The sequence below is a fragment of the Halobacillus sp. AWH4_228 genome (assembly GCF_056158365.1).
In genome coordinates this window covers 1,872,452-1,893,854 of sequence record NZ_JBSWTE010000001.1, presented here as the reverse complement: position 1 = coordinate 1,893,854, position 21,403 = coordinate 1,872,452, and the positions used below count along the sequence as shown (strand labels likewise).

The following is a 21,403-nucleotide window of genomic DNA, read 5'->3' as shown; positions in this document are numbered from 1 at the left end:
GCTCGGGCGCTCGTCCGCGGAAAGGGAAGGGGCTTTCGCTCCTGGCGGTAAGAAAGAAAAAAGCTTATAAAGAAACAGGGGTTTCTTTATAAGCTGAGAGGGGGCGTCCCCCTCTCTTTTCCTACACTTTATGATTCTTTTCTGTAATAACCACTCCCCGCTTCGCCATTTCCGTGATATAAAAATCACCGGGAACAACTCTTTCGGGAGGATGGACCCCACGCTTTGTGATCCGGCCGCTTCCGATCATCTGGGCAGCCACGGATATCGTATTAGCGGTCGCTCTTGCCATCGCCGTTACATTGGCTTCCCTGTCTTTATACGTGATCATTTCATAGCAGCAGGATTGGTCTGCCCCATCCTTCTGTCCTTCTACAAGGACTCTTAAAAGTACAGCGTCATCCTTTTCTTTTAGTTCTAAAAGAGGATCGATGCTTTTCAGGAGAACTTTTCTCGTATTGATTTTCCTCCCGTCTACTTCCACTACGTTCCCTGCCCTTGTGAGGTTCAGGTCGACGAGCAGCTTCATCTTCGCTGCATGACCAGGGTAACGGATCGTTTTATATTCCAGCGTTTCAATATCCGGGTAGGATTGAAGCAGCGTCGATGTCCCTCCGGAAGTGTGAAAAGCCTCCAGAGGGCCGAAACGGTCAAAGTAGATCGGCTCTATTTCTGTCAGAGATTCCACTTCTTCCAGTTTCCCTTTTCTTATTATCGTAGAAGGATCGGAATAGTGGTCCAGCAGTCCTTCCATAGAAAAGACATGATTATACTCAAGCGGAGGCTCAGGGCGGACAGGAATCCCCCCGACGTACAGCTTTATCCCACTCAAGCTGTCCAGTTTTGATGCGCCATACCCTGAAAGGATATTGATCATCCCGGGGGCTACACCGAGGTCAGGGATGATGGTAACCCCTGCCTTTCGGGCGGATTCATCCAGTTCAAGCACACGGTCGGTAATGTGACCGATATGACCTCCTAGATCGACGGAGTGGACACCTGCCTTCACTGCTGTACGCGCAACAATTTCGTTAAACGAATAAAACAAGGCATTGATCACGACATCGTAGTCCTGCAAAAAGCTCTCCAGCTGCTGTTCATTGCCTGCATCAACCTGATAGGCCGAAAGCTTTGGAGAATGCAGCGTATTAACGACAGCCTCGGCTCTTCTCTGATCAATATCAGCCAGACCGACATGTGTTACACCAGGACTGTGAACAAGGTCTCTGGCCGCTTCCTTTCCCATGAGACCGGATCCTAAAACAGCCACCTTCATTGGATCACTCCTTCTGCCCGTTATGAACCTTCCTCAACATCAATCTGCGCCCGCTGCAGGCGGCCGCTGAAATCGACATAAACGGCCTTCCATTCTGTGAATACATCAAGAGCCGCTACTCCGGAATCTCTATGACCGTTGCCCGTGCCTTTTGTTCCGCCAAACGGAAGGTGGATCTCAGCACCTGTCGTTCCCGCGTTCACATAAACGATTCCTGTGTCGAGATCCCGTTGGGCGGCAAACACTCGGTTTACATCTTTAGTGAAAATCGAACTGGACAGGCCGAATTCCACTTGATTATTGATATGAACCGCTTCTTCAAAGCTTTTAACAGGAATAAGGGATACCACCGGCCCGAAAATTTCTTCACGGGCAATCCGCATGTCCGGGGTAACATCTGTGAAAATGGTCGGGGCGAAGTAACAGCCGTTTTTCAATGGGCCTTGGTCCATCACAGAACCTCCTGCAAGAAGCTTTGCCCCTTCTCGTTTCCCAATGTCTACGTACTGCTGAATTTTTTCGAGGCCGCCTCGATTGATAATCGGCCCCACCTTTATCGACTCATCAAGGCCGCTGCCTATTGTCAGCTTTGCCGTTTCCTTGAGCAGCCGCTCCTCCAGCTCTTTTTTAACGTTCTCGTGCACCATGACACGGCTGCAGGCGGTGCAGCGCTGTCCACTTGTGCCGAACGCACTCCACAAAATCCCTTCGACCGCAAGGGATAAGTCAGCGTCATCCATGACGATCACACCATTTTTACCGCCCATTTCCAATGACACTTTCTTCAGGCGGCTTCCGCACTTTCCAGCAATGTGCCTGCCAACTTCGTTCGATCCGGTAAAGGATATAACACGGATGTCATCCTCTTCGATCATCGCTTCCCCTACGGTGGAACCGGATCCGAACACAACGTTCAGGACACCTTCAGGAAGGCCGGCTTCCTGAAGAATCCCTGCCAGTTCAAAGGCCATGAACGGGGTTTCGGTTGCAGGTTTCCAAACGACGGCATTTCCAGCAACGATGGCAGGAAAGGACTTCCACGTTGCTATGGCAATGGGAAAGTTCCAAGGGGTAATAATTCCGACGACACCTACTGGGGCACGGACGCTCATAGCAAACTTATCCTTCAGCTCGGAAGGAGTCGTCTGTCCAAACAGGCGCCGTCCTTCTCCAGCCATATAGAATGCCATGTCGATCCCTTCCTGCACCTCCCCACGCGCCTCTTCAATGACTTTACCGTTTTCCATCGTCAGCAGACGAGCCAGATACTCTTTTTTCTCCTTCATGATCAAGCCTGCTTTATAAAGGACCTCCGCCCGCTGCGGTGCAGGAACAAGCGCCCATTTCTTCTGGGCAGAAACGGCCGCCCTGGTCGCCGCCTTGACGTCCTCTGCGTTGGACAACGGAACGTCGGCTAGTATTTCTGAATCAGCCGGATTATACACCTTGGTCATTTTTTCTGTAGAAGGTGCCTTCCATTCACCATTGATAAAGTTCTTTAACTTTTTTACCTGGGTGATTTCCACGTGCTCACTCCTCTTGGTTACTGATTTGACCGGAGACTTGAAATGGTCCGGTTCAGGGAAATCTGCTCTGGATCACATTCAATTTCAATGACTACAGGGACGTTCGACTGTAGAGCTTTTTCCAAGGCTCCGTCGAATTCCTCCACTGTTTGTACATAGAAACCTTCCGCTCCCATATGACGGGCTATTTTACTGAACCGGACCTCCCCAAGGTCTGTTCCTGCGACCTGATGCGGGTAATGCATTTCCTGATGCATGCGGATGGTTCCGTACATACGATTGTTAAAGACAAGACTGATTACAGGAATGTTGTATCTGACGGCGGTCTCCACTTCCTGCATGGTCATCATAAACCCTCCATCTCCGGAGAGAGAAACGACGATTTTTTCAGGAGATGCCAGCTTCACTCCAAGGGCTGCGGGAAGTCCGTAGCCCATAGCCCCGGAAGTCGGCCCCACATAGGAATGGGGATGACGAAATACAAAAAACGAATGAAGCCATCCCGCAAAATTACCAGCATCGTTGGTAATCACACTGTTTTCTTTAAGTCTGTTCTGCAAACAATCAATAACCCGGCCATTCAACATCTGCCTTCCAGCATTGGTCAGCGTGCGTTCATATTTCAACCGCCTTTGTTCCGCCCAAGAAACCCATCCGGCGGGAACATCCATGGATTCCAGCTTTTTCAATGTTTGTCGTGCGTCAGCGGCCACCCCAAGGAACGGCGGATGCACACGTCCAATCGTCTGTTCATCGATATCTATATGAATGACCTTATGGTCGGGAGTGAGAAGCTTATAGTCCTGTGTTGTAATTTCTGATAAACGGGTGCCGATCGCAACAATCGTATCCGCTTGACGGACCGTTTCCAGAATGTCCGCATCGGTCCCTAACCCGAGGTGACCGGCATATAAACGGTGGTCGTTTGGAAAGCTGTCATGTCTGCGGAAGGCCGTAACGACAGGAAGGCTGAAACGTTCCGCGAAAGAGACCAGCTCTTGTTCTGCGCCTGCACGCTTAATCCCGCCCCCGGCAATCACAACCGGACGGACAGCGGACTTCAAGGCAGTCTTTACGGCTTCTACTTCCTCTTCAGAAGGTGCAGGTGCAGGTATGGTAACCGCCGGACCGAATGTCATAAGGGCTTCTTTTTTCAAAACATCCTCAGGCAGCGAAACCACCACCGGCCCGGGCCGCCCTGTCTGTGCAATCCGGAAGGCACGCTGAATGATTTCTGCTGTCCGGGGCGGCTCTCTGATTTCAGCCACCCACTTCGCGATAGGTTTGAAAAAGGCTTCCAAATCCACTTCCTGAAACCCTTCACGCCCCTTGAAGCTGGAATGCACCTGTCCAAGAAGAACGACAAGAGGCGTGGAGTCCTGCGCAGCCGTATGGACACCAATGGCAAGGTTGGCCGCTCCAACTCCTCTAGTGGCCATGACGACACCTGGGCAGGATCCCGCTTTCCCATAGGCTTCCGCCATAAACGATGCACCACCTTCATGCCTGGCGGAAATCAACTGCATGGAACGTTCCCTTGATATGGCATCCAGCACCGGTAGAAAACTCTCACCCGGGACACAAAAGATGTGTCGGACACCTTCCATTTTTATACACTCCACAATGGCCCTGGCACTGGACATAACCGCTTGCTTCACACCATCACCCTCCCTTCATCGCCTTTTTCATCCTCAGCACAGCCTCATGCAGACGCTCGACGGGGTGGGTCAGACTGATGCGGATGTACCCTTCTCCCTGCTGCCCAAAGGCTGTCCCGGGTGTCAGAATGATTCCGGCTTCATCGAGCATTTTTTCAGCAAAGCTCTGGGATGTAAATCCTTCCGGGACGTGCGCCCAGACAAAAAACGTCCCTCTGGGTTTTACGGCGCGGACATTCATTTCCTCCAGCTCTGGAAGAATAATATTGAAGCGCATTTCGTACGTCCTGTTATTGGCTACGACAGAATCAAAACTGCTGTTTAAAGCAGCTGCTCCTGCTTTTTGAATGGCAGGAAACTGCCCTGTGTCCCTGTTGCTTTTGACAAGACCGAGGCCTTGAATAAGTTCTTCGTTTCCGGCGGCATATCCCAATCTCCACCCTGCCATATTGAAGCTTTTAGACAGAGAGCCGAATTCAATGCCAACATCCTTTCCTCCCTCAGCCTGAAGAAGACTTGGAGATTGATAGTCCCCGAAGGTCACAAGATCATAAGCGGCATCCTGCAGAAGGATCAGTTGATTTTTTTTCGCGAATCGGACAGCTTGTTCATACGTTTCCATGCCAACCGTTCCACCGGTCGGATTGTTGGGATAGTTCAGGATCATCAATTTTGCCCGGGTACAGTCCCGCTCCGAAATTTGATCAAATGCAGGTGCAAAATTTTCCTCTGGGTTGAGAGGATAAGGAATCGTCACCCCATAGGCCAAATGCACTGCTGATTGATACACCGGATAGCCGGGGTCCGGCGCCAGGACGCCGTCGCCAGGATTGAGCATCGACTGGATCAAATGGGCAATCCCTTCCTTTGAACCGATCAGGGCCAAAACCTCCCTGTCCACATCAAGGGATACATGAAAACGGCGGTGATAAAAATCCGTCACGGCCTGCTTGAATTCCATACATCCATGATAAGGGGGATACTTATGGTTTTCCGGCTTTCTGACTTCCTGAATAAGCTTGTCTATAATAAACGGCGGTGTAGAAAGATCCGGAGCTCCGATCCCCAGATCAATCACATCAATCCCCTGCGCCGTAAGAGCCATCTTCTTTTTATGAAAAAGAGAAAACAGATATGCAGGCAGACTCTGCACCTGTTTGGAAAGTGGAATCATTTACCCTACCTCCAGCCTGTCCTATATTCACATTCACCGTACTGTCTTATCCTATTAGCCGGATAAGGCAGGTATGATGATAGATTTTACCCATTCATAGGCTGCCCAGCTTCTGCATAGGATGAGATACAACCCGTAAAGGACAACGTTGAACCGTAATCCCCGCGTTTCCCAAGCCAGTCGGATTCATACCACGTATGGGTTCTTCTGGCTTTTTCTATGGAAGGAAGTGGTCGTATATGGAGACAGCCTTGAAAGGACGTCGGATCCTTGATTTGACCCGTGTGCTGGCAGGCCCCTACTGTTCCATGATCCTCGGTGACCTTGGCGCAGAAGTCATAAAAATAGAGGCCCCGGGCGGCAGTGATGAAACACGCTGCTGGGGTCCTCCCTTCAAAAATGGAGTCAGCTCCTATTTTTTGTGTACCAATCGGAACAAAAAAAGCTTAACGGTGAACCTCAAAAAGCCGGAAGGCATACAGATCATCGAAAAACTCGTCCAAACCTGCGATGTGGTCATTCATAACTTCAAGACAGGGACGATGGAAAAGCTCGGAATCGGATATGACCGTTTAAAAGAGATCCATCCAGGGATCGTCTTCTGTTCTATTACCGGATTCGGTGAAACCGGACCGTACCGGGACAGACCGGGATACGATTTTATCATTCAGGCCATGAGCGGCTTAATGAGCATTACCGGAGATGAAACATCCGGCCCGCAGAAACTGGGAGTAGCGATTACCGATATTCTGACCGGTCTTTACGCGTGTATCGGCATCCAGTCCGCTTTATTGGAACGCGAGGTTTCCGGAACAGGGCAGAAAATCGACCTTTCCCTTTTCGATTCAGCTGTAAGCGCCCTTGTGAATATCGGCAGCAATTATTTAATGACCGGTCATCTACCTGAGAGACTCGGCAGCCGTCATGCCAATATCGTCCCTTACCAATCGTTCTATACGAAGGATGGAGAAATTGTTATTGCTGTAGGAAATGACCGGCAGTTCATGCAATTGGCAGAAATGCTCGGTAAACCCGGGCTGGGATCGGATGAGAAGTTCAACTCCAATACAGGAAGAGTAAAAAACAGGAAGGAACTTTCAGCCATCCTGCAGAAGTTGTTTTTAAAGGAAAATACTTCCTTCTGGGAACAAGCCTGTCTGACTAGGAATATCCCTTTCGGCCCCATTCAAACGTTGGAGGACGTCTGGAACGATCCGCAATTGAAGGTCAGGGAAATGTTTATCCGCATGCATCACCCACAAGCGGGAACGACATCCATCATCGGAAGTCCGTTGAAACTTTCAAAAACTCCCGTAACCTACCGCACGGCTCCACCTGAACCAGGTGCCGACAGTGCAGGCCTTCTATCGGAACTCGGATATGCCCCAAACGAAATACAACGACTGAAAAACGGTGAGATCATATAAGGAGTGATGGTATGGATTTTTCGTTTACACAGGAACAGGACATGCTTCGTAAAACGGTCCGCAGCTTCGTCGATCAGGAAATTATGCCGAACATCAGACAATGGGATGCTTCCGGTCATTTTGACCACGGTGTCCTTCGACAGCTGGCAGACCTCGGACTGATGGGGGTGTGCATACCTGAAGATTATGGAGGAAGCGGGATGGATTATAACGCCCTGGCAATTGTCTGTGAGGAACTGGAGCGTGGCGATACCGCTTTCCGCACCGCGGTATCCGTGCATACAGGCCTGAACTGTATGACACTTCTGCAGTGGGCCTCCGAGGAACAGAAAAAGCGTTATCTCATCCCTCAGGCCAAAGGACAAAAAGTGGGTGCGTTTGGACTCACAGAGCCCGGTGCAGGATCTGATGTTGCCGCCATTCAGACGACAGCTGTCAAAGATGGGACCGAATACGTGTTGAACGGGCAGAAAACCTGGATCTCCCTCTGTGATGCTGCCGATCATTTTCTCGTCTTTGCCTACACAGATAAAAGTAAAAAGCACCACGGTATATCCGCCTTTATCGTCGAACGGACATTCCCTGGTTTTTCATCAAAAGCTCAAAAAGGAAAGCTCGGTATACGTGCGGGGAATACGGGAGAATTGTTTTTTGATGGTGTGCGCGTGCCGGAAGATAACCTGGTCGGGCAGGAAGGCGATGGGTTTAAAATAGCGATGTCCGCCCTTGATAATGGACGCTTTACCGTCGCAGCCGGAGCCTGCGGACAGATTATGGCCTGCCTGGAAGCAAGTGTGGATTACTGCCATGAGCGGAAAACGTTCGGAAGGGAAATCGGCAGGCATCAGCTCGTCCAACAGATGATCGCCCGAATGGAAGCCGGCCTGCAGATGAGCCGCCTGCTCGTCTATAAAGCAGGTGAGTTAAAAAACGAAGGAAAAAGAAACACAAGAGAAACATCTCTGGCCAAATGGCAGGCGTGCGATTTTGCCAACAAAGCCGCTGATGATGCTGTACAGATTCACGGTGCTTACGGATATTCTGATGAATACCCTGTTGAACGGTATCTGCGGAATTCCAAAGCTCCCGTCATATATGAAGGCACACGAGAGATCCATACCATCATGCAGGCCGAGTATGTTCTCGGATATCGGAAAGATAAACCATTAGACCGGACGATGCCGGCGTGGAAATCTTAAATCAATCAAAAAACAATAGCCTGCAGGTGCCCCCTGCAGGCTGTTATTCCTCACTCCTTCCACTCAAAGCTGCTCTCACTTTTCATTTCGATGCGAGGATGATTACGAAGCTTCCCAGCCAGTTGAAAAAGAGCTTCATCTTTTTGTTTCGCCTCAATCATACAGTCGATCTGGTCTACTGTACCGGCGGTTTTCTCAATGAACGCCAGAAACATATCCGGATCAACATAATCAGCATGACTGTTGAAAGAATCCGGACTTTTCGGGCTGGAGATATGCATTTTCACAGGAAGCGGGGAATGGGTCCACGTCCCTAGGACACGGTCCCAATTCTCTTCCCATTCTTTATGCTCATGGTTCGCCATATGATGATGAAGATCAAAAACGAGGGGGATTTGAAGTTTTTCACATACATAGAGACAATCGTCCAGCGTGTAGGAAGTATCATCATTTTCGATCATCACCATTTTCTGGATCCCCTTTGGAACGAGAGCCCAGTTCTCTATAAAACGCTCCAGAGACGATTCTTTGTCCTGGTACCGCCCTCCGAGGTGAAAGACGCATCGATGGGTCGGATCGATCCCCATATGATGCAGAAGGAGATAATGATACTTCAACACAGTGATAGACGATTGGAAAATCTCTTGATTACGGGCGTTCAGCACCACAAAATGATCAGGATGGAAATCCAGCCGCATCCCATTCTCCCGGGCGAAGTCTCCAAGCATCTTCAAGTCCTGCTTAATCGGCCCAAGGTAATCCCACCCTCGTAAAGCCTCATGCGTGGCGAGGGGAACAAGACGGGAACTCAAGCGAAAAAACTGGATATCGTGTGCTTTGTTATGTTTCAAAAGTCTGAGGCAGTTCTGTAGATTGGCAGAAGCGGTTCGCTCCAGTTTCCTTTTTGCAGCCTCCTGATCTTTCATCTGGGCAAATCGTTTATAAGTTACGGTCTGAGAAGGAGAAGCATTGTGCAGATGAACACTCATAGCCACATAGCCGAGTCGGAATAATGTCATAACCATCACCAAGATTCTTTTTCTATATCATCTGTCATGAAATTCCCGCTTATGCATGGTCCATTCGTTTTAACAGCACCCAGCTCATACTGAGAAAAAGAGGATAAAAAACAAGGGCAAGGGCAATCGGCATTACCCAGGTGAACATACTTACACTCACGGGCACGGCTGTTAAAAGGAACCACTTCACCGTCAGCGTAACGAGGACGACACTGGGAAGAAGCACAGCTAAATATCCTGTTGTTACATCCGTTCTCTTCGTGAAATAGCATCCAAGACCTGTACATACAAGAGCACTTCCTACGAGGAACAATCCAAACAAGGTCATTATCATGGAAATACTCAATGGAAACGCCTCCTTATTATAACTCCTTCTAGATGAATGGTGGCATCCCCTGCCATTTTCCTCATTTTTCCACTGGATGTTTTCCAAATGTTTCATTATCCCTCAATCCGGATATACACGTAATGTACACACGAAGAATTACAAAAAAAGGAAAGGGAGTTTTCAGTAATGGCGGATCGTTTTAAAACGGGAGAAAAAGCGCCGGAGAATGGCACTTACAAATTCGCAGGACTTGTTGATGGCGGTAAGGAAGACAGCGTAACAGAAGACGAAAAGCATGTTGAACTGAACAGCGGCGACTCTTTCCCACCTATCAGTTCCCAAAACCAGGCAGCCTATTGGGAAAAAGCGTAACGATACACAACTGAGAATCTACAAGAGGAGGAATTTAAAGTGAAAGACCCAAAAGAGCAGGCAGCAGAGATGAATGAAGAGAAAAAAGATGAAATCATGAGCAACTTCCAAACGTTTAAGGACTACCTCGGTGATAAAGTCCGTAAAGGCGAAAAACTGGGCCTTGGTGAAGAAGGTCTTACAAAGGGCGCCAAACGCGTAGCGGATTATTTAGCTGAATATGAAGAACCAAGAAACAGGGAAGAGAAGGTTCTCAATGAACTGTGGAATGCGGCAGACAAAAATGAGCGGGAGCACATTGCACACGCTCTTGTAAAAATGGCCGACCAAACCAATTAAAAACAGACCCCCCGCGGCTGATCCAGCCGACGGGGGTTTTTTAACGTGGGAGAAGAGGGTGGAACAACGCCCCTGCTGCTTTACGGATCGCTGCCTCCTCTTCTTTTTTATAGCTGATGATAAAACAGGTGGAAGGGCCGGCGGATTTCTTTACATCCAATGAACAATGTTCAGGAAAAGCTGCTGCTAAATCATTCGCCTTCAACATTTCCTGCAGCTCGTAAAGAATTCCTTTGGAGCCGACAGGCAGCATTTCAAAAACGGACGGATGATCGGCGAGCTCTTTAAATAACGACAACGGCGCCATCCGGTCCTCCTTCTCCATCACTTCCTGCCCGACCAGCGGCTCACCGATGACAGCAAAAGCTGCCCATTCCGGTGTACACCCTGCCTTTACATTTGACGGGCTTACTTTCCCTATGACAGTGAGGCTGAGCGCAGACTGCTGCAGGGGGAAATTGGATTCGGTGCTCCCAGTCACGGAAACAGAAAGACCGAGACCTTCAGCCAATTCGTTGATCCGATCCACGCACGGCTGCCACACATCTTCTCCTGAAAAGTTGTGCAGCAGGATGGATAATGGCTCAGCCCCTACTGCGTAATTTTCCATAAAGGCCACCCTGAACATAGATTCCGCCACAAGTGGATAAGGAGCTTGAATGTAATCGGCATCCTTTTCGCCGATATTCGCCGCGTTATCAGAACTGATTACTAGATCGAACTGTTTATCAAAAGGAATAAACGTACTATCCCGCACTGACTTTCTCCTCCTTCGCCCCCATAAGTACCGGTTTTATTTTCTGTAATACAAAGCAGAACAAGATGACATTGATGCAAGCGCCTGCTGTGAGAGCCGGGACAAGGGTCCAGTAAAACACAGAGCTCATCATCCATAAAAATGGGAGTGGTAAAACAAGGCTGTTGAAGGTGATGAAAAACAAATATCCCGTCCATCTGCTCTTATTGTAAATAAAGGGAAACAGCAAAAGAAGCAGGGCCATTTCCACCGAAATAAACAGATGAAAAGGACCGAGTGGAAAACCGCCGGTGAATGCGGAAAGAAGATGGCCGAGACCACCGGTCACCGCTCCACTGACCGGTCCAAGAACAATAGAGGCAAGAAGCGCCGGCACAGCATCAAGCGCGATACTTCCAATGCCGACGGGGATTTTCAACAAGCCGCCTACAGCGGCCATGGAAGTGAACATCGCGGTCCACACGAATTTCTTCACGTATCTTTAGACTTTCGCGGACGGCCTTTGAACACTTCCGCACTGCGGATATACTCTACATCCTTCTCCCCACTGACGAAATTGATGTACCGGCTGACCGCAAAAAAGTAGTCGGATAACCGGTTCAAGTATCGCAGGCACACGTCATGAATGTCCTCGACTTTCGCAAGGGAAACGACGTTTCTTTCCGCTCTCCTCGTAACTGTCCGTGCGATATGCAGCGTGCCGGCAGCCGGTGCCCCTCCAGGCAGGATAAACCGTTTGAGCTCTGGCGTTTCTGCAATATACTCATCCATCCGGTCTTCGAGCCAGTTCACACTTTTCTCTTCCAATTTATAGGGATGATCCGCTTTTTTATTGGCCAGATCACCTCCACAGTCAAACAATTCATGCTGGATCCGTTCCAGTTCCTGATCCACCTGCTGAAGTGAATCGATCGACAAATCCAATTCTGTTCTTGCTTTTCCGACAAAGCTGTTGGCTTCATCAACCGTACCATAGGCTTCTACACGGATATCATCCTTGTCCACCCGTCCTCCGATAACACTCGTCTGGCCTTTATCACCAGATTTTGTATAAAGTCTCATTTGATAACCTCCTGTTTATTTCAATTGTTCTGCAATGCCGAACCACACCACATAAGCATGGGCTGCCTCTTCCATGATCCTTTGATATAAGAAACCTGTCCGGTCGCGCCACTCTCTGTCCGACTTTTCCAATGGAACAATCCCTCTGGTAATATCCGTGCCTATCAGAAGCAGACGGCGCTGAGGGGCCTCGTTCTCCCATGACAACAAAGGTTCCAGCCAGGACCAACCTTCTTCCGTCTCCCTGGCCATAAATTCAATGTTTTCAAGAACGAGCTGATCTGTGTCCGGGATGTGCACCTCCTGGGATTTCAAGTCCATCCACGTGTGCTCCTCATAATGGTTCAGCCACATATCCCGGGCCCATTTTCCTTTTCCGTTATAGGATCCACCTGTAACAAATTCCATGATATCCCCCCTTCCCCTTTTTGCTGAAGCTTAATTTTGAGACCTTCTCCAGGGTGGACTGGATAGGTCCAAAGAGGTGTTCCTGTCACCCAGCTGACCATTTCCCTTAATGGACCTCCGTGGGTAACGACCACAGCGGATTGGACCTGCTGTTTCTCGACCACTCTTAGCAGATACAGCAAAAACCGATTTACTCTCTGTTGGAAATGCGGATATGATTCCCCTCTCGGTGGTGTAAACCGGTCCGGCCGGGACACCCACGCCCTATAGAGGTCATTATCCCTTAAATCCTCATACGTGCAGGTTTCCCAGTCACCGAAATGGATTTCCCTGAGAGAAGAACTTCTTCCGTATCGACAGCCGGGGAACAACAGCTCCGTCGTTTCCACGCAGCGAAGCAGATCACTGCTGAAAACCAATCCCATATCAGGGAGCTGATCCTTGAACATTTGTACACTTGTTTTCCCCTCTTCAAGAAGCGGAACATCACTCCAGCCGATATATTGTCTCTGCTTGTTTCCATCGGTTAATCCATGACGGATAAAATAGAGATCCACCATACGATCCATAACAGTGTTTCCCCTCCTTCCACCGTTGCACCTAATACATCCCCCGTCATTCCCCCGAACGAACGGATAGATCCATTCCGGAAAAGCCAATACATCAAAAAAGCTGCTGAAAACGAGAGGACGGCCGGAATCCAGAACAGATGATATCCAGCAATGAATACGGCCACCCAGATAAGGTTCTGCAAAAGACTGATGATCCATAGTTTTTTTTCATAAGCTGACTGAAAAAGCACGCACAGCCCCTCCTGCTTGGCAGGAGGTGTCCAGGCAAAATGATAAAGAAGGATACTTCTGCTGATCCATGGAAGGACAAGGAGGCCGAAAGCAAATGCAGCAAAGGATACATGCAGGGTTTCCATTAAAAACAGGAAGCGGACGGAAAGGAGAAGGAGAACGGAAAGGACGCCGAAAGCCCCCGTGCGTGGATCACTCATGATCTCCAACCGTTTATCGATGGATTGGTAGGAGAAGAAAGCATCTCCTGTATCCATCCACCCATCCAGATGAATGCCTCCAGTGAACACACCGCTGATAATCAAAGCTGAGAGCGCGATCCCTTCATTAGACATAGGCGTATACACATCCAGCAGAAAGGAAACCCCCAATGCGCATCCTCCGGCGGCAAGCCCGACCCAGGGCAGACTCACCATGGCTCCCCTCAACTGCCTTCCCTCCATCGGCAGCTCACGACGGACAGGTAAAATGGAGAAGAATTGAAAGGCCAGAAGAAATCCTTGAATCCATGCCTTCATGGTACAAGCTCCTCCCCATTTAATAAGCGCAGGAGCGCATCGGTATCCACTTCTGCAGCTAATTCATCCGCTGCTTTGTCATAAGGGTCTTCTTCCTGATCTGCTTCAGGAAGGACCGGAAGATTCTTTTCTTTACGGAGCCTGTTCAACCAGTCTGTTCGAAAGCCATCATTATGGAACACATGATGCAGATGGGTGCCTATTACTCTGCCATCATTCCAGACTGCACCTTCATCACGGCTGTTAAATGTGAACAAAGCTGGAACTTCGTCTTCAGCGGTGACTTCTCCGAGGTGAATTTCATACCCTTCAATAGACTGGGGTCCGAAACCACTGGAAGCGTGCACTTCTCCCCGGACCTGCCTCGTCTGCTTGTCGGTATGAAACACCGACCTCATTGGCAGGATGGACAGTCCTTCATGGGAACCGTGTTGGTCTGTCAGCTGGCGGGTAAGCATTTGATAGCCTCCGCATATCCCTGCCGCTGTCCCTCCCCGGTGTATATAAGAGGTCAAAGCTTCGGCCAGACCTTTGTTTTGCACCGCTTTCAGGTCTTCGATCGTACTTCTTGTCCCCGGAAGAAGGACAGCATCTGGACATCCGAATTCTTCCTTACTGTACACATAGCGGATACTGACATCCTTTTCCCTATAGAACGGATCGACATCTGTAAAATTGGAAACGTAGGGAAAAACGATGACGGCAAGATCCAGAGACTTGGTACCTGTGGACGCCTTAGGGGGACGTAATGATAAGGAATCCTCCGCTTCAATATGATGTTCGATATGCGGAAGAACCCCGAGGATAGGGAGCCCCGTATAGGTTTCGAGCCACTTCCGCCCATCTTCGAACAAGGCAGGATCCCCACGGAATTTATTGATGAGGATCCCTTTGACCCTATCCCTGTGATGCGGGGGAAGCAGTTCCAGCGTACCGACGATGGATGCAAAAACCCCGCCCCTGTCGATATCCGCTGTCAGCAGGACCGGAACGTCAGCAAGGTCGGCGACAGCCATATTCACAAGCTCCCGGTCATTTAAATTCACTTCAACAGGACTTCCGGCTCCTTCAATAACGATATAGTCAAAAGAGTTATTCAGTTTGTCAAGGCTCTGCTTGATAGCTTGAAGCCCTTCTTCATAAAAGGCAGCCCGGTAATTACTCCCTGAGAATGTCTTCATAGACTTTCCAAGACAGATGACTTCCGCATCCTGATCGTTTCTCGGTTTTAAAAGGATTGGATTCATTTCCGGAAGGGCCGGTGTCCTGCACGCCTCTGCCTGGACTCCCTGGGCCCTGCCGATCTCCGTTCCCCAATTGGTTACATAGGAATTATTCGACATGTTCTGCGACTTAAACGGCGCCACTCGATATCCCTGATTGGAGAGCCACCGGCAGATTGCGGTTACAATGAAACTCTTTCCTACATTGGAAGCTGTTCCTTGTATCATTAGTCCCTTCATAGCTGTTGCCCCTTTTTAAGCCGGGCGTGGCCGAACTGCATATGATAGACAAGCTCGGCCATATCAACCAGTTTTACATGGAGGGTTCCCAGCAGTTGTAAATATTCTTCAATCACAGGCGGATGATCGGAAGCATCCGAAAATAGATCATTGGAAACAACGATCAGATGACCTGCCCGTTCATTTAAATGAATGATTTCACCCAGGATCGCGGCCACAAGGTCATCCACACAGGTATCCCCGTCCATCTTCACCCATTCATTCGTCGCCCAGGTCGTTAAACAGTCCAGGATGACAACGCTGCCATCGGGAAAAGAAGCTTCCGATGGTTGGACTGGATGCTCATGAAGAACCCATGTAGATAACGAATTTTCCCTGGCCTTTTGATGATAATCAATCCGGTGCTGCATTTCTTCATCTGTGTTAACCCCTGCAGCAATATAATGAAGGGTTTCTTCTCCTGTACCCTCAGCTTTCCTCTCCGCCATGCTGCTTTTGCCACTCCTGACACCGCCTATCACTACTGTAAGCATACACTTCTCCATTTTTCCAGAGCTTTGAGAAGCAGGTCATTATCCGCCCGCTGTTTCACGGCCACACGGACAAAGGCTCCGTTCAACCCCTTGAAGTTATTCGTATGCCGGACAGTCACGCCTTCCTGCAGGAGAAAACAGATCATGTCATCGGCCTGGCTGTGGAAAGGGTCTCTCATGAGAAAGAAGTTCGTTTCCGTGGATAAAGGAGTGTAGCCCAGCCTCTTCAATTGTAAAAAGAGGAAAGCTTTCTCCCTGGACAGATCAGCAGCTGTCTGCCGGGCGAATCCTTGCTGACTCAAACAATACATGCCCGCTTCCTCAGCAAGTGCGTTGACACTCCACTCCGGCTGCAGGCGCTTCAGTGCTTCAACCACCTTTGCCTCTCCCATTACATAACCGAGGCGGAGTCCGGGTATGCTGTACATTTTTGTGAGGGAGCGAAGAAGAAGAACATTCGGAAATTCAAACAAGTCGGGTGAGAAGAAAGGCTCTCCTGAAACAAAATCATAAAAAGCCTCATCAATCACGACCTGAACGTCGTTGAATTTACAGAGTTTTAACAACCCATACAATACATCAGGCTGATAGGTTCTACCTGTCGGATTGTTGGGATGACAAAGTATGAATAGATCCAGGCTCGGGAGGTGTGGAAGAATATCTGGAATAAAGAGATGAAAGTTCCTCTCTTCCGATACATAAAAGTTGACGATGTCACAACCATACGCTTCACACGCTTTTTCGTATTCGGAAAAGGTTGGTTGAATAATCCCCACCCGCCTGCCCTGCCAAAATCGGGCAATCATATGAATAAGTTCAGAAGCTCCGTTGCCGACGAGTACCTTTTCTTCCGGCAGATCCTGCATCAAAGCAATTCGTTCTGTAAGCCGCTTTTGCTCAGGATCGGGGTATTCATGGATCAAATCCAGATGGTGTGCCATATGACCCTTCAACCCGGCCGGAGACCCGTATGGATTTGTATTCACGCTGAAATCCGTAATCGTTTCTTTAGGTATTTTCCCCTGCATTTGATAAAGTTTATAAGGATTTGCACCATGAGACGGCCAGTTCAAACCCAATCCCCCCTAACCAGAGCAGGACAATCCATGCTGCCACCGTCCGTGTTAACAGTACATTGACCTGCTTGATTTGTATGTCTGTCAATTCATGATGAGGAAAACCAATATACGGGCGGAATGACTTTTCCCCAAAATACGTATTTTCTCCACCTAAACGTACGCCAAGCGATAAAGCGGCGGCGGCTTCCCCCCAGCCACTGTTCGGACTTGGATGATGCGAGGCCTGAGAAGACAGGTGATGGAACCTCCACCGCTTTTCACGGGCTGTTCCATTGGAAACGATGAGCGTCACGCAAGCCGTCAGCCGGCTTGGGATATAGTTAAATAAATCATCCATTTTCGCTGATACATACCCGAAGGCTTTGTATCGCTCTGTTTTGTAGCCGACCATTGAATCACACGTATTCACCGCCCGATACAACACAGCGAGTGGTGCCCCACCGATCAAAGCGTAAAAAAGGGGTGCCGTAACACCGTCACTTACATTTTCCGCCACCGTTTCGACCGTACCACGGACAAGCTCCCTCTCTTCAAGATGGCCCGTATCCCGGCCGACAATCCACCCAAGCTCCCGACGTGCAGTCTCCCAATCCCCTTCCCTCAAAGGAAGATAGACGTTAAGAGCGGCTTCTTTCAGCCCTTTTCCTGCAATCGTCGTCCATATAAGAAGCCCTTCTACAATGACGGACGCGGAATGACTCCATAAAGCGGCAGCGGCTGCCATCCCCCATGCAGTCAGAAAAGCGGAACCTGTAACGACAATCCAAAGAAGCGCTCCTCTCCAAACCTGATACCGGCCCTTGTTCCAGGACTTCTCCAAAACCGCAATAACCTTTCCCATCCCTGTAACAGGATGAGGCATCTTTGTGGGATCTCCAAAAAAGAAATCCAGGAGGCATCCTAATGTGAGGGCAAGCAGATGGGAAATCAAAACCCATCTTCTTTTCGATTGAGGTATCGGGCAGCCGCTTCCTTCGTCGCTTTGTATACAGCTGGACCGACCGCTCTGCCTAATGAAGAAATCGTTCCTCCATATTCCAGCATCGCTCCCTGCTGTGTGCCTGCGATTAAAACACTATCTGTAGAGGTGCCTGTTGCCGCCGTACCCGTTACAGGATCGTTAACAGCCATATCCATCAGAGCCCTCACCTTAGCCTCTGTTGCGGTCATCAGGCTTTGAGCATAGGCCTGTTCAGATAAATGTCCGTCTATGAACACCCAGGTATTGATCGTCCCCGGCACAGTTTCTTGTAGATGACTGCTGCCGTGGACGACATCCACAGCGTTCCCTGTTCCTGCTGTGACGACGACGAGCAGCGTAAAATCTTCATTTTCAACAAACTCGGTCGAAAGATCCTCGACGTCCGCCGCTGTCATCATGCCCACGGTCCTGTGGATCTGACAGCCCCATCGCTCCGCTTCTGTCCTCAAATAGCCCCCTGGATCATCACACCGGAAAGAATGGTCTACCTGGACATTGATAAATTCTTCAAACCAGCCGAAGCCGGGATGAAGAACAGCCGACGAATAACACTTCAAAGGTTGACGACTTTTGTAATAGACCCGCTCCTTTGAAACGTCCAACTGATCTGGTGACAGGATGGATTTCGGTTTATCTTCGTTAAAAGAGGGGACGACATTTGTAAACGGCTTCGAAAAGGAGGGGTGAGCATGGACATGGATATCCGATCGGTAGACGGCTGACAGGTGCTGTTCATTCAGCACCACTTCCGGTTCTTGCAGCGCCTTCACCCTTCCTTGATCCAACAACAGGAGACGGTCGCAGTACAGGCTTGCCAAATTCAAGTCATGAAAGATCGCGACGACCGTCAGTCCGTTTTTCAAGGACCACTGTTTTAATGCGTCAAGCATCTGCTTCTGATAACTGAAATCCAGGTGGTTCGTCGGTTCATCCAATAGAAGAATGCGAGGTTTTTGAGCCAGCGCCTGGGCCAGGAAAACACGCTGACGCTCCCCTCCACTAAGGGATAACAGCGACTGGTGCCTGAACTGTGTCACCCCGGTTTGTTCCATCACTTCTTCTGCAATCTGATAATCCTCTCTTGTCCACTGTTTGAAAAGTCCTTTTTGATAAGGGTAGCGGCCTATCAACACAGTCTGCTCCACTGTTGTGGAAAAGGACACATCATGATGCTGGGGAAGGACTGCCATTTCCTTCGCTGTTTCTTTCGCTGTCATACGGCTGATCGGACGGCCCTGAATGGCAACGTCCCCCCTGACTCCCGGCAGCGTCCCGTTTATCGCTTTAAGTAACGTCGTCTTTCCACTGCCGTTCGGACCGAGGATACCAAACATTTCACCCTTAAGTATAGAAAAGGACAGATCATGAAGAATGTCATGGTCGTAACCGGCATAGAGATGTTGCACGTCAATCATGAACTTCTACCTCCTTTTCTTCTTCGGATTAGTATGGCAGCAAACATCGGTGCCCCGATCAGAGCGGTGACCACACCTATAGGAAGCTCGGATGGGGTGACGATTGTTCTGGCCAGTAAATCAGCGAGAATTAGAAATGCACTTCCATTCAAGACACACAGTGGTATTAGATGCCGGTGATCACTACCAAACAACTTCCTGCATATGTGAGGGATAACCAGTCCGACAAATCCGATGGTCCCGGATACGGCAACAGCCGCACCAGTCAAGATAGAGGCCGCAGACAGGACCACGTATTTTTGACGCTCCACATGAACCCCGAGCTGCCTGGCCCGCTCCTCACCAAAGGTCATCGCATTCAGTTCCTGTCCTGTAAATATGAGCAATAGGACTCCACCAACAAAGAAAGGAAGCATCAAATGGACATAATCCCAGCCACGGTTACCGACACTACCAAGCAGCCAGTTGATGATCTGCCGCAGCTCCTCTCCTGTCAAAGAAATCATAAGGGATATGAATGATCCGAGGAATGAGCTGAAGATAATCCCAGTTAAGATGATCGTCGTCATGGACATCGATCGGTCTACAAGCCTGGCAAAACCTACGACGATAAAAATCGTGCAGATCGCTGCCGTAATACTTACGACTGGAAGCGTAAAAGAACCGGCAAAAGGAAGACTTATGCCCAGGAACAAAACCGCAACCGCTCCCACCGACGCCCCTGAAGACACGCCGAGTGTATAGGGATCCGCGAGCGGGTTTTTAAGCAGACCTTGAAAAGCGGCCCCTGATACAGCCAGTGCGCCGCCTACCAATCCTGCAAGAACGACCCTCGGCAGCCGGATCTGCAGAATAATTGCCTGCAGAGTAGGATCTGTCCCTTCAGACACAGGCAAAAATGGAAGCAGCTGCCCGCCGATGATGCGGGCAATAGCTTCGAAGGAAATCGGGACACTGCCAAGGGAAGCCCCGAGAAAAATGCTGAACACTAAAAACAAGACACTGCCAATATAATGTGTCGTCTTATTCGCTAAAAACGTCTGGATAAACGGCTTCTGCAAGTTCCTGAACCCCTTCAACTAAACGTGGACCCGGACGTGTGACAAGATCGGAATGAACATCATAGACTTGTTCTTCCTCTACAGCAGGTACGGTGTCCCAGCCATCCCGGCTTAAAACACTGCCTTGAGGATCTTCTGTGTAATAGCCATACGTCGTAATGATGACGTCCGGCTGCAGTTCAACAATTGCTTCATTGTTCATTTTGAACCAGCCTTCCTGATCCCCGACAACGTTTTCCGCCTGAATAGCAGCCAGCATTTCATTCAAAAATGTGCCTTGTCCACCTGTGTAGATTTCAGGTTCCGGTGACACTTCCACAAATACATCTTTTTTGTCTTCCTCAGCAATCGCAGCCGCCTTTTCTTCAACCGCTTTCAAGTCTTCCTGCATACCAGAGACGATCTCTGAAGCTTTTTCGCTTGTTCCGGTAATATCTCCAATCGTGGCAATCGTTTCATAGACCGTATCGAACGAAGAAGCATCCTTAACGACATAAACGGAAATCCCTGCATCACGAATCTGCTGAAGGGCTTCTTGGGAAGTATGCGCTCCGGAAGCATGAGCAAGGACTACATCCGGCTCAAGTGAAAGGATTTTCTCTACATTCAAATCCTGTCCTCCGATTTTCTCTTTTTCGGCAGCTTCTTCCGGGTAATTGGCGAAATCACTAACCCCGACCACTTCCTCGTTCAAGCCAAGTGCAAACAGGATTTCCCCATTGCTTGGAATTGTACTGATAATATTATCCGGTTCTTCTTCGATGGTTACTTCATTATCCATAGCATCCGTTAAGGTCAATGGATAAGAACCCTCTTCCCCGGACGTTTCATTTTCTTCTGTCGTTTGGTCGGACTGGTCCTCGGAAGACTCTGCATCCTCATTCCCACCTGAAGCACATCCCGCCAGTAGACCGATGACAAATATCACAGCCAGCAGTTTTCTCCATAAATGTTCCATCTTTATTCCTCCCCTTATTCCTTGGAACACAAAAAAACACATCCCC

The 21,403-nt window shown here is 49.3% G+C and carries 23 protein-coding genes; 4 read left to right on the top strand and 19 right to left on the bottom strand.

The window, feature by feature from the left end; all coding sequences use genetic code 11:
• Positions 1-121: 121 nt before the first annotated feature.
• From ACXADP_RS09515 to ACXADP_RS09500, 4 genes are read right to left on the bottom strand one after another with little or no spacing between them, the layout of a single operon-like run.
• Entirely contained in the window at positions 122-1,276 is a 1,155-nt protein-coding gene (locus ACXADP_RS09515) for a saccharopine dehydrogenase family protein (RefSeq protein ID WP_474968796.1), read from the bottom strand.
• Between the two features lie 20 nt (positions 1,277-1,296).
• On the bottom strand, positions 1,297-2,802 hold the full coding sequence (locus tag ACXADP_RS09510; RefSeq protein WP_474968797.1) for an aldehyde dehydrogenase family protein: 1,506 nt from the start codon (positions 2,800-2,802) through the stop codon (positions 1,297-1,299).
• Positions 2,803-2,819: 17 nt separating this feature from the next.
• Entirely contained in the window at positions 2,820-4,445 is a 1,626-nt protein-coding gene (locus ACXADP_RS09505; RefSeq protein ID WP_474970404.1) for a thiamine pyrophosphate-dependent enzyme, read from the bottom strand.
• A 19-nt stretch (positions 4,446-4,464) separates the two neighbouring features.
• Entirely contained in the window at positions 4,465-5,634 is a 1,170-nt protein-coding gene (locus ACXADP_RS09500) for an aminotransferase class I/II-fold pyridoxal phosphate-dependent enzyme (RefSeq protein WP_474968798.1), read from the bottom strand.
• Positions 5,635-5,873: 239 nt separating this feature from the next.
• On the opposite strand from ACXADP_RS09500, the gene ACXADP_RS09495 reads away from it, so the two are divergent.
• On the top strand, positions 5,874-7,061 hold the full coding sequence (locus tag ACXADP_RS09495) for a CaiB/BaiF CoA transferase family protein (RefSeq protein ID WP_474968799.1): 1,188 nt from the start codon (positions 5,874-5,876) through the stop codon (positions 7,059-7,061).
• An 11-nt stretch (positions 7,062-7,072) separates the two neighbouring features.
• Positions 7,073-8,260, top strand: coding sequence for an acyl-CoA dehydrogenase family protein (locus tag ACXADP_RS09490; RefSeq protein WP_474968800.1), 1,188 nt, complete (start codon positions 7,073-7,075; stop codon positions 8,258-8,260).
• 50 nt (positions 8,261-8,310) lie between these two features.
• Here the strand turns inward: ACXADP_RS09490 and uvsE are convergent, their stop codons facing one another.
• Together uvsE and ACXADP_RS09480 are read right to left on the bottom strand one after the other, a co-directional pair.
• Complete coding sequence (gene uvsE, locus ACXADP_RS09485) at positions 8,311-9,279, bottom strand: UV DNA damage repair endonuclease UvsE (protein WP_474968801.1); 969 nt, start codon at positions 9,277-9,279, stop codon at positions 8,311-8,313.
• 49 nt (positions 9,280-9,328) lie between these two features.
• The gene (locus tag ACXADP_RS09480) at positions 9,329-9,625 is read right to left on the bottom strand and encodes a hypothetical protein (RefSeq protein WP_474971334.1); all 297 of its coding nucleotides are present in this window, start codon (positions 9,623-9,625) and stop codon (positions 9,329-9,331) included.
• Positions 9,626-9,793: 168 nt separating this feature from the next.
• On the opposite strand from ACXADP_RS09480, the gene ACXADP_RS09475 reads away from it, so the two are divergent.
• Both ACXADP_RS09475 and ACXADP_RS09470 read left to right on the top strand, forming a co-directional pair.
• Positions 9,794-9,979 carry a YjzC family protein gene (locus tag ACXADP_RS09475; RefSeq protein ID WP_474968803.1) on the top strand — a complete coding sequence of 62 codons (186 nt, stop codon included), beginning with the start codon at positions 9,794-9,796 and terminating at the stop codon, positions 9,977-9,979.
• Between the two features lie 69 nt (positions 9,980-10,048).
• Positions 10,049-10,318 (top strand): DUF3243 family protein, encoded by a 270-nt coding sequence (locus ACXADP_RS09470; protein WP_474972304.1) that lies wholly within the window; start codon positions 10,049-10,051, stop codon positions 10,316-10,318.
• Positions 10,319-10,358: 40 nt separating this feature from the next.
• On the opposite strand, the gene ACXADP_RS09465 is transcribed toward ACXADP_RS09470, so the two are convergent.
• From ACXADP_RS09465 to ACXADP_RS09405, 13 genes are read right to left on the bottom strand one after another with little or no spacing between them, the layout of a single operon-like run.
• Positions 10,359-11,075, bottom strand: coding sequence for an ATPase (locus ACXADP_RS09465; protein ID WP_474971333.1), 717 nt, complete (start codon positions 11,073-11,075; stop codon positions 10,359-10,361).
• The gene (locus tag ACXADP_RS09460) at positions 11,065-11,550 is read right to left on the bottom strand and encodes an ECF transporter S component (protein ID WP_474968805.1); all 486 of its coding nucleotides are present in this window, start codon (positions 11,548-11,550) and stop codon (positions 11,065-11,067) included. The genes ACXADP_RS09465 and ACXADP_RS09460 overlap by 11 nt, the downstream gene beginning before the upstream one ends.
• Positions 11,547-12,137: a cob(I)yrinic acid a,c-diamide adenosyltransferase gene (locus ACXADP_RS09455; protein WP_474968806.1), complete on the bottom strand. Its 591-nt coding sequence runs from the start codon at positions 12,135-12,137 to the stop codon at positions 11,547-11,549. Before ACXADP_RS09455 ends, ACXADP_RS09460 begins: the two co-directional genes overlap by 4 nt.
• A gap of 15 nt (positions 12,138-12,152) precedes the next feature.
• The gene (locus ACXADP_RS09450) at positions 12,153-12,545 is read right to left on the bottom strand and encodes a bifunctional adenosylcobinamide kinase/adenosylcobinamide-phosphate guanylyltransferase (RefSeq protein WP_474971332.1); all 393 of its coding nucleotides are present in this window, start codon (positions 12,543-12,545) and stop codon (positions 12,153-12,155) included.
• Positions 12,482-13,114 (bottom strand): histidine phosphatase family protein, encoded by a 633-nt coding sequence (locus ACXADP_RS09445; protein WP_474971331.1) that lies wholly within the window; start codon positions 13,112-13,114, stop codon positions 12,482-12,484. Before ACXADP_RS09445 ends, ACXADP_RS09450 begins: the two co-directional genes overlap by 64 nt.
• Positions 13,072-13,866, bottom strand: coding sequence for an adenosylcobinamide-GDP ribazoletransferase (locus ACXADP_RS09440; protein WP_474971330.1), 795 nt, complete (start codon positions 13,864-13,866; stop codon positions 13,072-13,074). The genes ACXADP_RS09445 and ACXADP_RS09440 overlap by 43 nt, the downstream gene beginning before the upstream one ends.
• Positions 13,863-15,329, bottom strand: coding sequence for a cobyric acid synthase (locus tag ACXADP_RS09435; protein WP_474971329.1), 1,467 nt, complete (start codon positions 15,327-15,329; stop codon positions 13,863-13,865). The genes ACXADP_RS09440 and ACXADP_RS09435 overlap by 4 nt, the downstream gene beginning before the upstream one ends.
• Positions 15,326-15,817: a bifunctional adenosylcobinamide kinase/adenosylcobinamide-phosphate guanylyltransferase gene (locus tag ACXADP_RS09430; RefSeq protein WP_474971328.1), complete on the bottom strand. Its 492-nt coding sequence runs from the start codon at positions 15,815-15,817 to the stop codon at positions 15,326-15,328. Before ACXADP_RS09430 ends, ACXADP_RS09435 begins: the two co-directional genes overlap by 4 nt.
• Positions 15,818-15,849: 32 nt before the next feature.
• Positions 15,850-16,935 carry a threonine-phosphate decarboxylase CobD gene (gene cobD, locus ACXADP_RS09425; RefSeq protein WP_474971327.1) on the bottom strand — a complete coding sequence of 362 codons (1,086 nt, stop codon included), beginning with the start codon at positions 16,933-16,935 and terminating at the stop codon, positions 15,850-15,852.
• On the bottom strand, positions 16,901-17,869 hold the full coding sequence (gene cbiB / locus ACXADP_RS09420; protein ID WP_474972303.1) for an adenosylcobinamide-phosphate synthase CbiB: 969 nt from the start codon (positions 17,867-17,869) through the stop codon (positions 16,901-16,903). Before cbiB ends, cobD begins: the two co-directional genes overlap by 35 nt.
• Positions 17,869-19,338, bottom strand: coding sequence for an adenosylcobinamide amidohydrolase (locus ACXADP_RS09415; protein WP_474971326.1), 1,470 nt, complete (start codon positions 19,336-19,338; stop codon positions 17,869-17,871). Before ACXADP_RS09415 ends, cbiB begins: the two co-directional genes overlap by 1 nt.
• Complete coding sequence (locus tag ACXADP_RS09410; RefSeq protein WP_474968814.1) at positions 19,335-20,399, bottom strand: FecCD family ABC transporter permease; 1,065 nt, start codon at positions 20,397-20,399, stop codon at positions 19,335-19,337. The genes ACXADP_RS09415 and ACXADP_RS09410 overlap by 4 nt, the downstream gene beginning before the upstream one ends.
• On the bottom strand, positions 20,362-21,357 hold the full coding sequence (locus ACXADP_RS09405; protein WP_474968815.1) for an ABC transporter substrate-binding protein: 996 nt from the start codon (positions 21,355-21,357) through the stop codon (positions 20,362-20,364). Before ACXADP_RS09405 ends, ACXADP_RS09410 begins: the two co-directional genes overlap by 38 nt.
• Positions 21,358-21,403 lie beyond the last annotated feature (46 nt).

What these genes read in the sequence shown, in the direction of transcription:
- ACXADP_RS09500 (WP_474968798.1), bottom strand. Translation starts at nt 5,634, where the DNA reads ATGATTCCACTTTCCAAACAGGTGCAGAGTCTGCCTGCATATCTGTTT.
- ACXADP_RS09515 (WP_474968796.1), bottom strand. Translation starts at nt 1,276, where the DNA reads ATGAAGGTGGCTGTTTTAGGATCCGGTCTCATGGGAAAGGAAGCGGCC.
- ACXADP_RS09440 (WP_474971330.1), bottom strand. Translation starts at nt 13,866, where the DNA reads ATGAAGGCATGGATTCAAGGATTTCTTCTGGCCTTTCAATTCTTCTCC.
- uvsE (WP_474968801.1), bottom strand. Translation starts at nt 9,279, where the DNA reads ATGACATTATTCCGACTCGGCTATGTGGCTATGAGTGTTCATCTGCAC.
- ACXADP_RS09470 (WP_474972304.1), top strand. Translation starts at nt 10,049, where the DNA reads ATGAATGAAGAGAAAAAAGATGAAATCATGAGCAACTTCCAAACGTTT.
- ACXADP_RS09475 (WP_474968803.1), top strand. Translation starts at nt 9,794, where the DNA reads ATGGCGGATCGTTTTAAAACGGGAGAAAAAGCGCCGGAGAATGGCACT.
- ACXADP_RS09455 (WP_474968806.1), bottom strand. Translation starts at nt 12,137, where the DNA reads ATGAGACTTTATACAAAATCTGGTGATAAAGGCCAGACGAGTGTTATC.
- ACXADP_RS09405 (WP_474968815.1), bottom strand. Translation starts at nt 21,357, where the DNA reads ATGGAACATTTATGGAGAAAACTGCTGGCTGTGATATTTGTCATCGGT.
- ACXADP_RS09430 (WP_474971328.1), bottom strand. Translation starts at nt 15,817, where the DNA reads ATGGCGGAGAGGAAAGCTGAGGGTACAGGAGAAGAAACCCTTCATTAT.
- ACXADP_RS09450 (WP_474971332.1), bottom strand. Translation starts at nt 12,545, where the DNA reads ATGGAATTTGTTACAGGTGGATCCTATAACGGAAAAGGAAAATGGGCC.
- ACXADP_RS09490 (WP_474968800.1), top strand. Translation starts at nt 7,073, where the DNA reads ATGGATTTTTCGTTTACACAGGAACAGGACATGCTTCGTAAAACGGTC.
- ACXADP_RS09415 (WP_474971326.1), bottom strand. Translation starts at nt 19,338, where the DNA reads ATGATTGACGTGCAACATCTCTATGCCGGTTACGACCATGACATTCTT.
- ACXADP_RS09435 (WP_474971329.1), bottom strand. Translation starts at nt 15,329, where the DNA reads ATGAAGGGACTAATGATACAAGGAACAGCTTCCAATGTAGGAAAGAGT.
- ACXADP_RS09505 (WP_474970404.1), bottom strand. Translation starts at nt 4,445, where the DNA reads ATGTCCAGTGCCAGGGCCATTGTGGAGTGTATAAAAATGGAAGGTGTC.
- ACXADP_RS09495 (WP_474968799.1), top strand. Translation starts at nt 5,874, where the DNA reads ATGGAGACAGCCTTGAAAGGACGTCGGATCCTTGATTTGACCCGTGTG.
- ACXADP_RS09445 (WP_474971331.1), bottom strand. Translation starts at nt 13,114, where the DNA reads ATGGATCGTATGGTGGATCTCTATTTTATCCGTCATGGATTAACCGAT.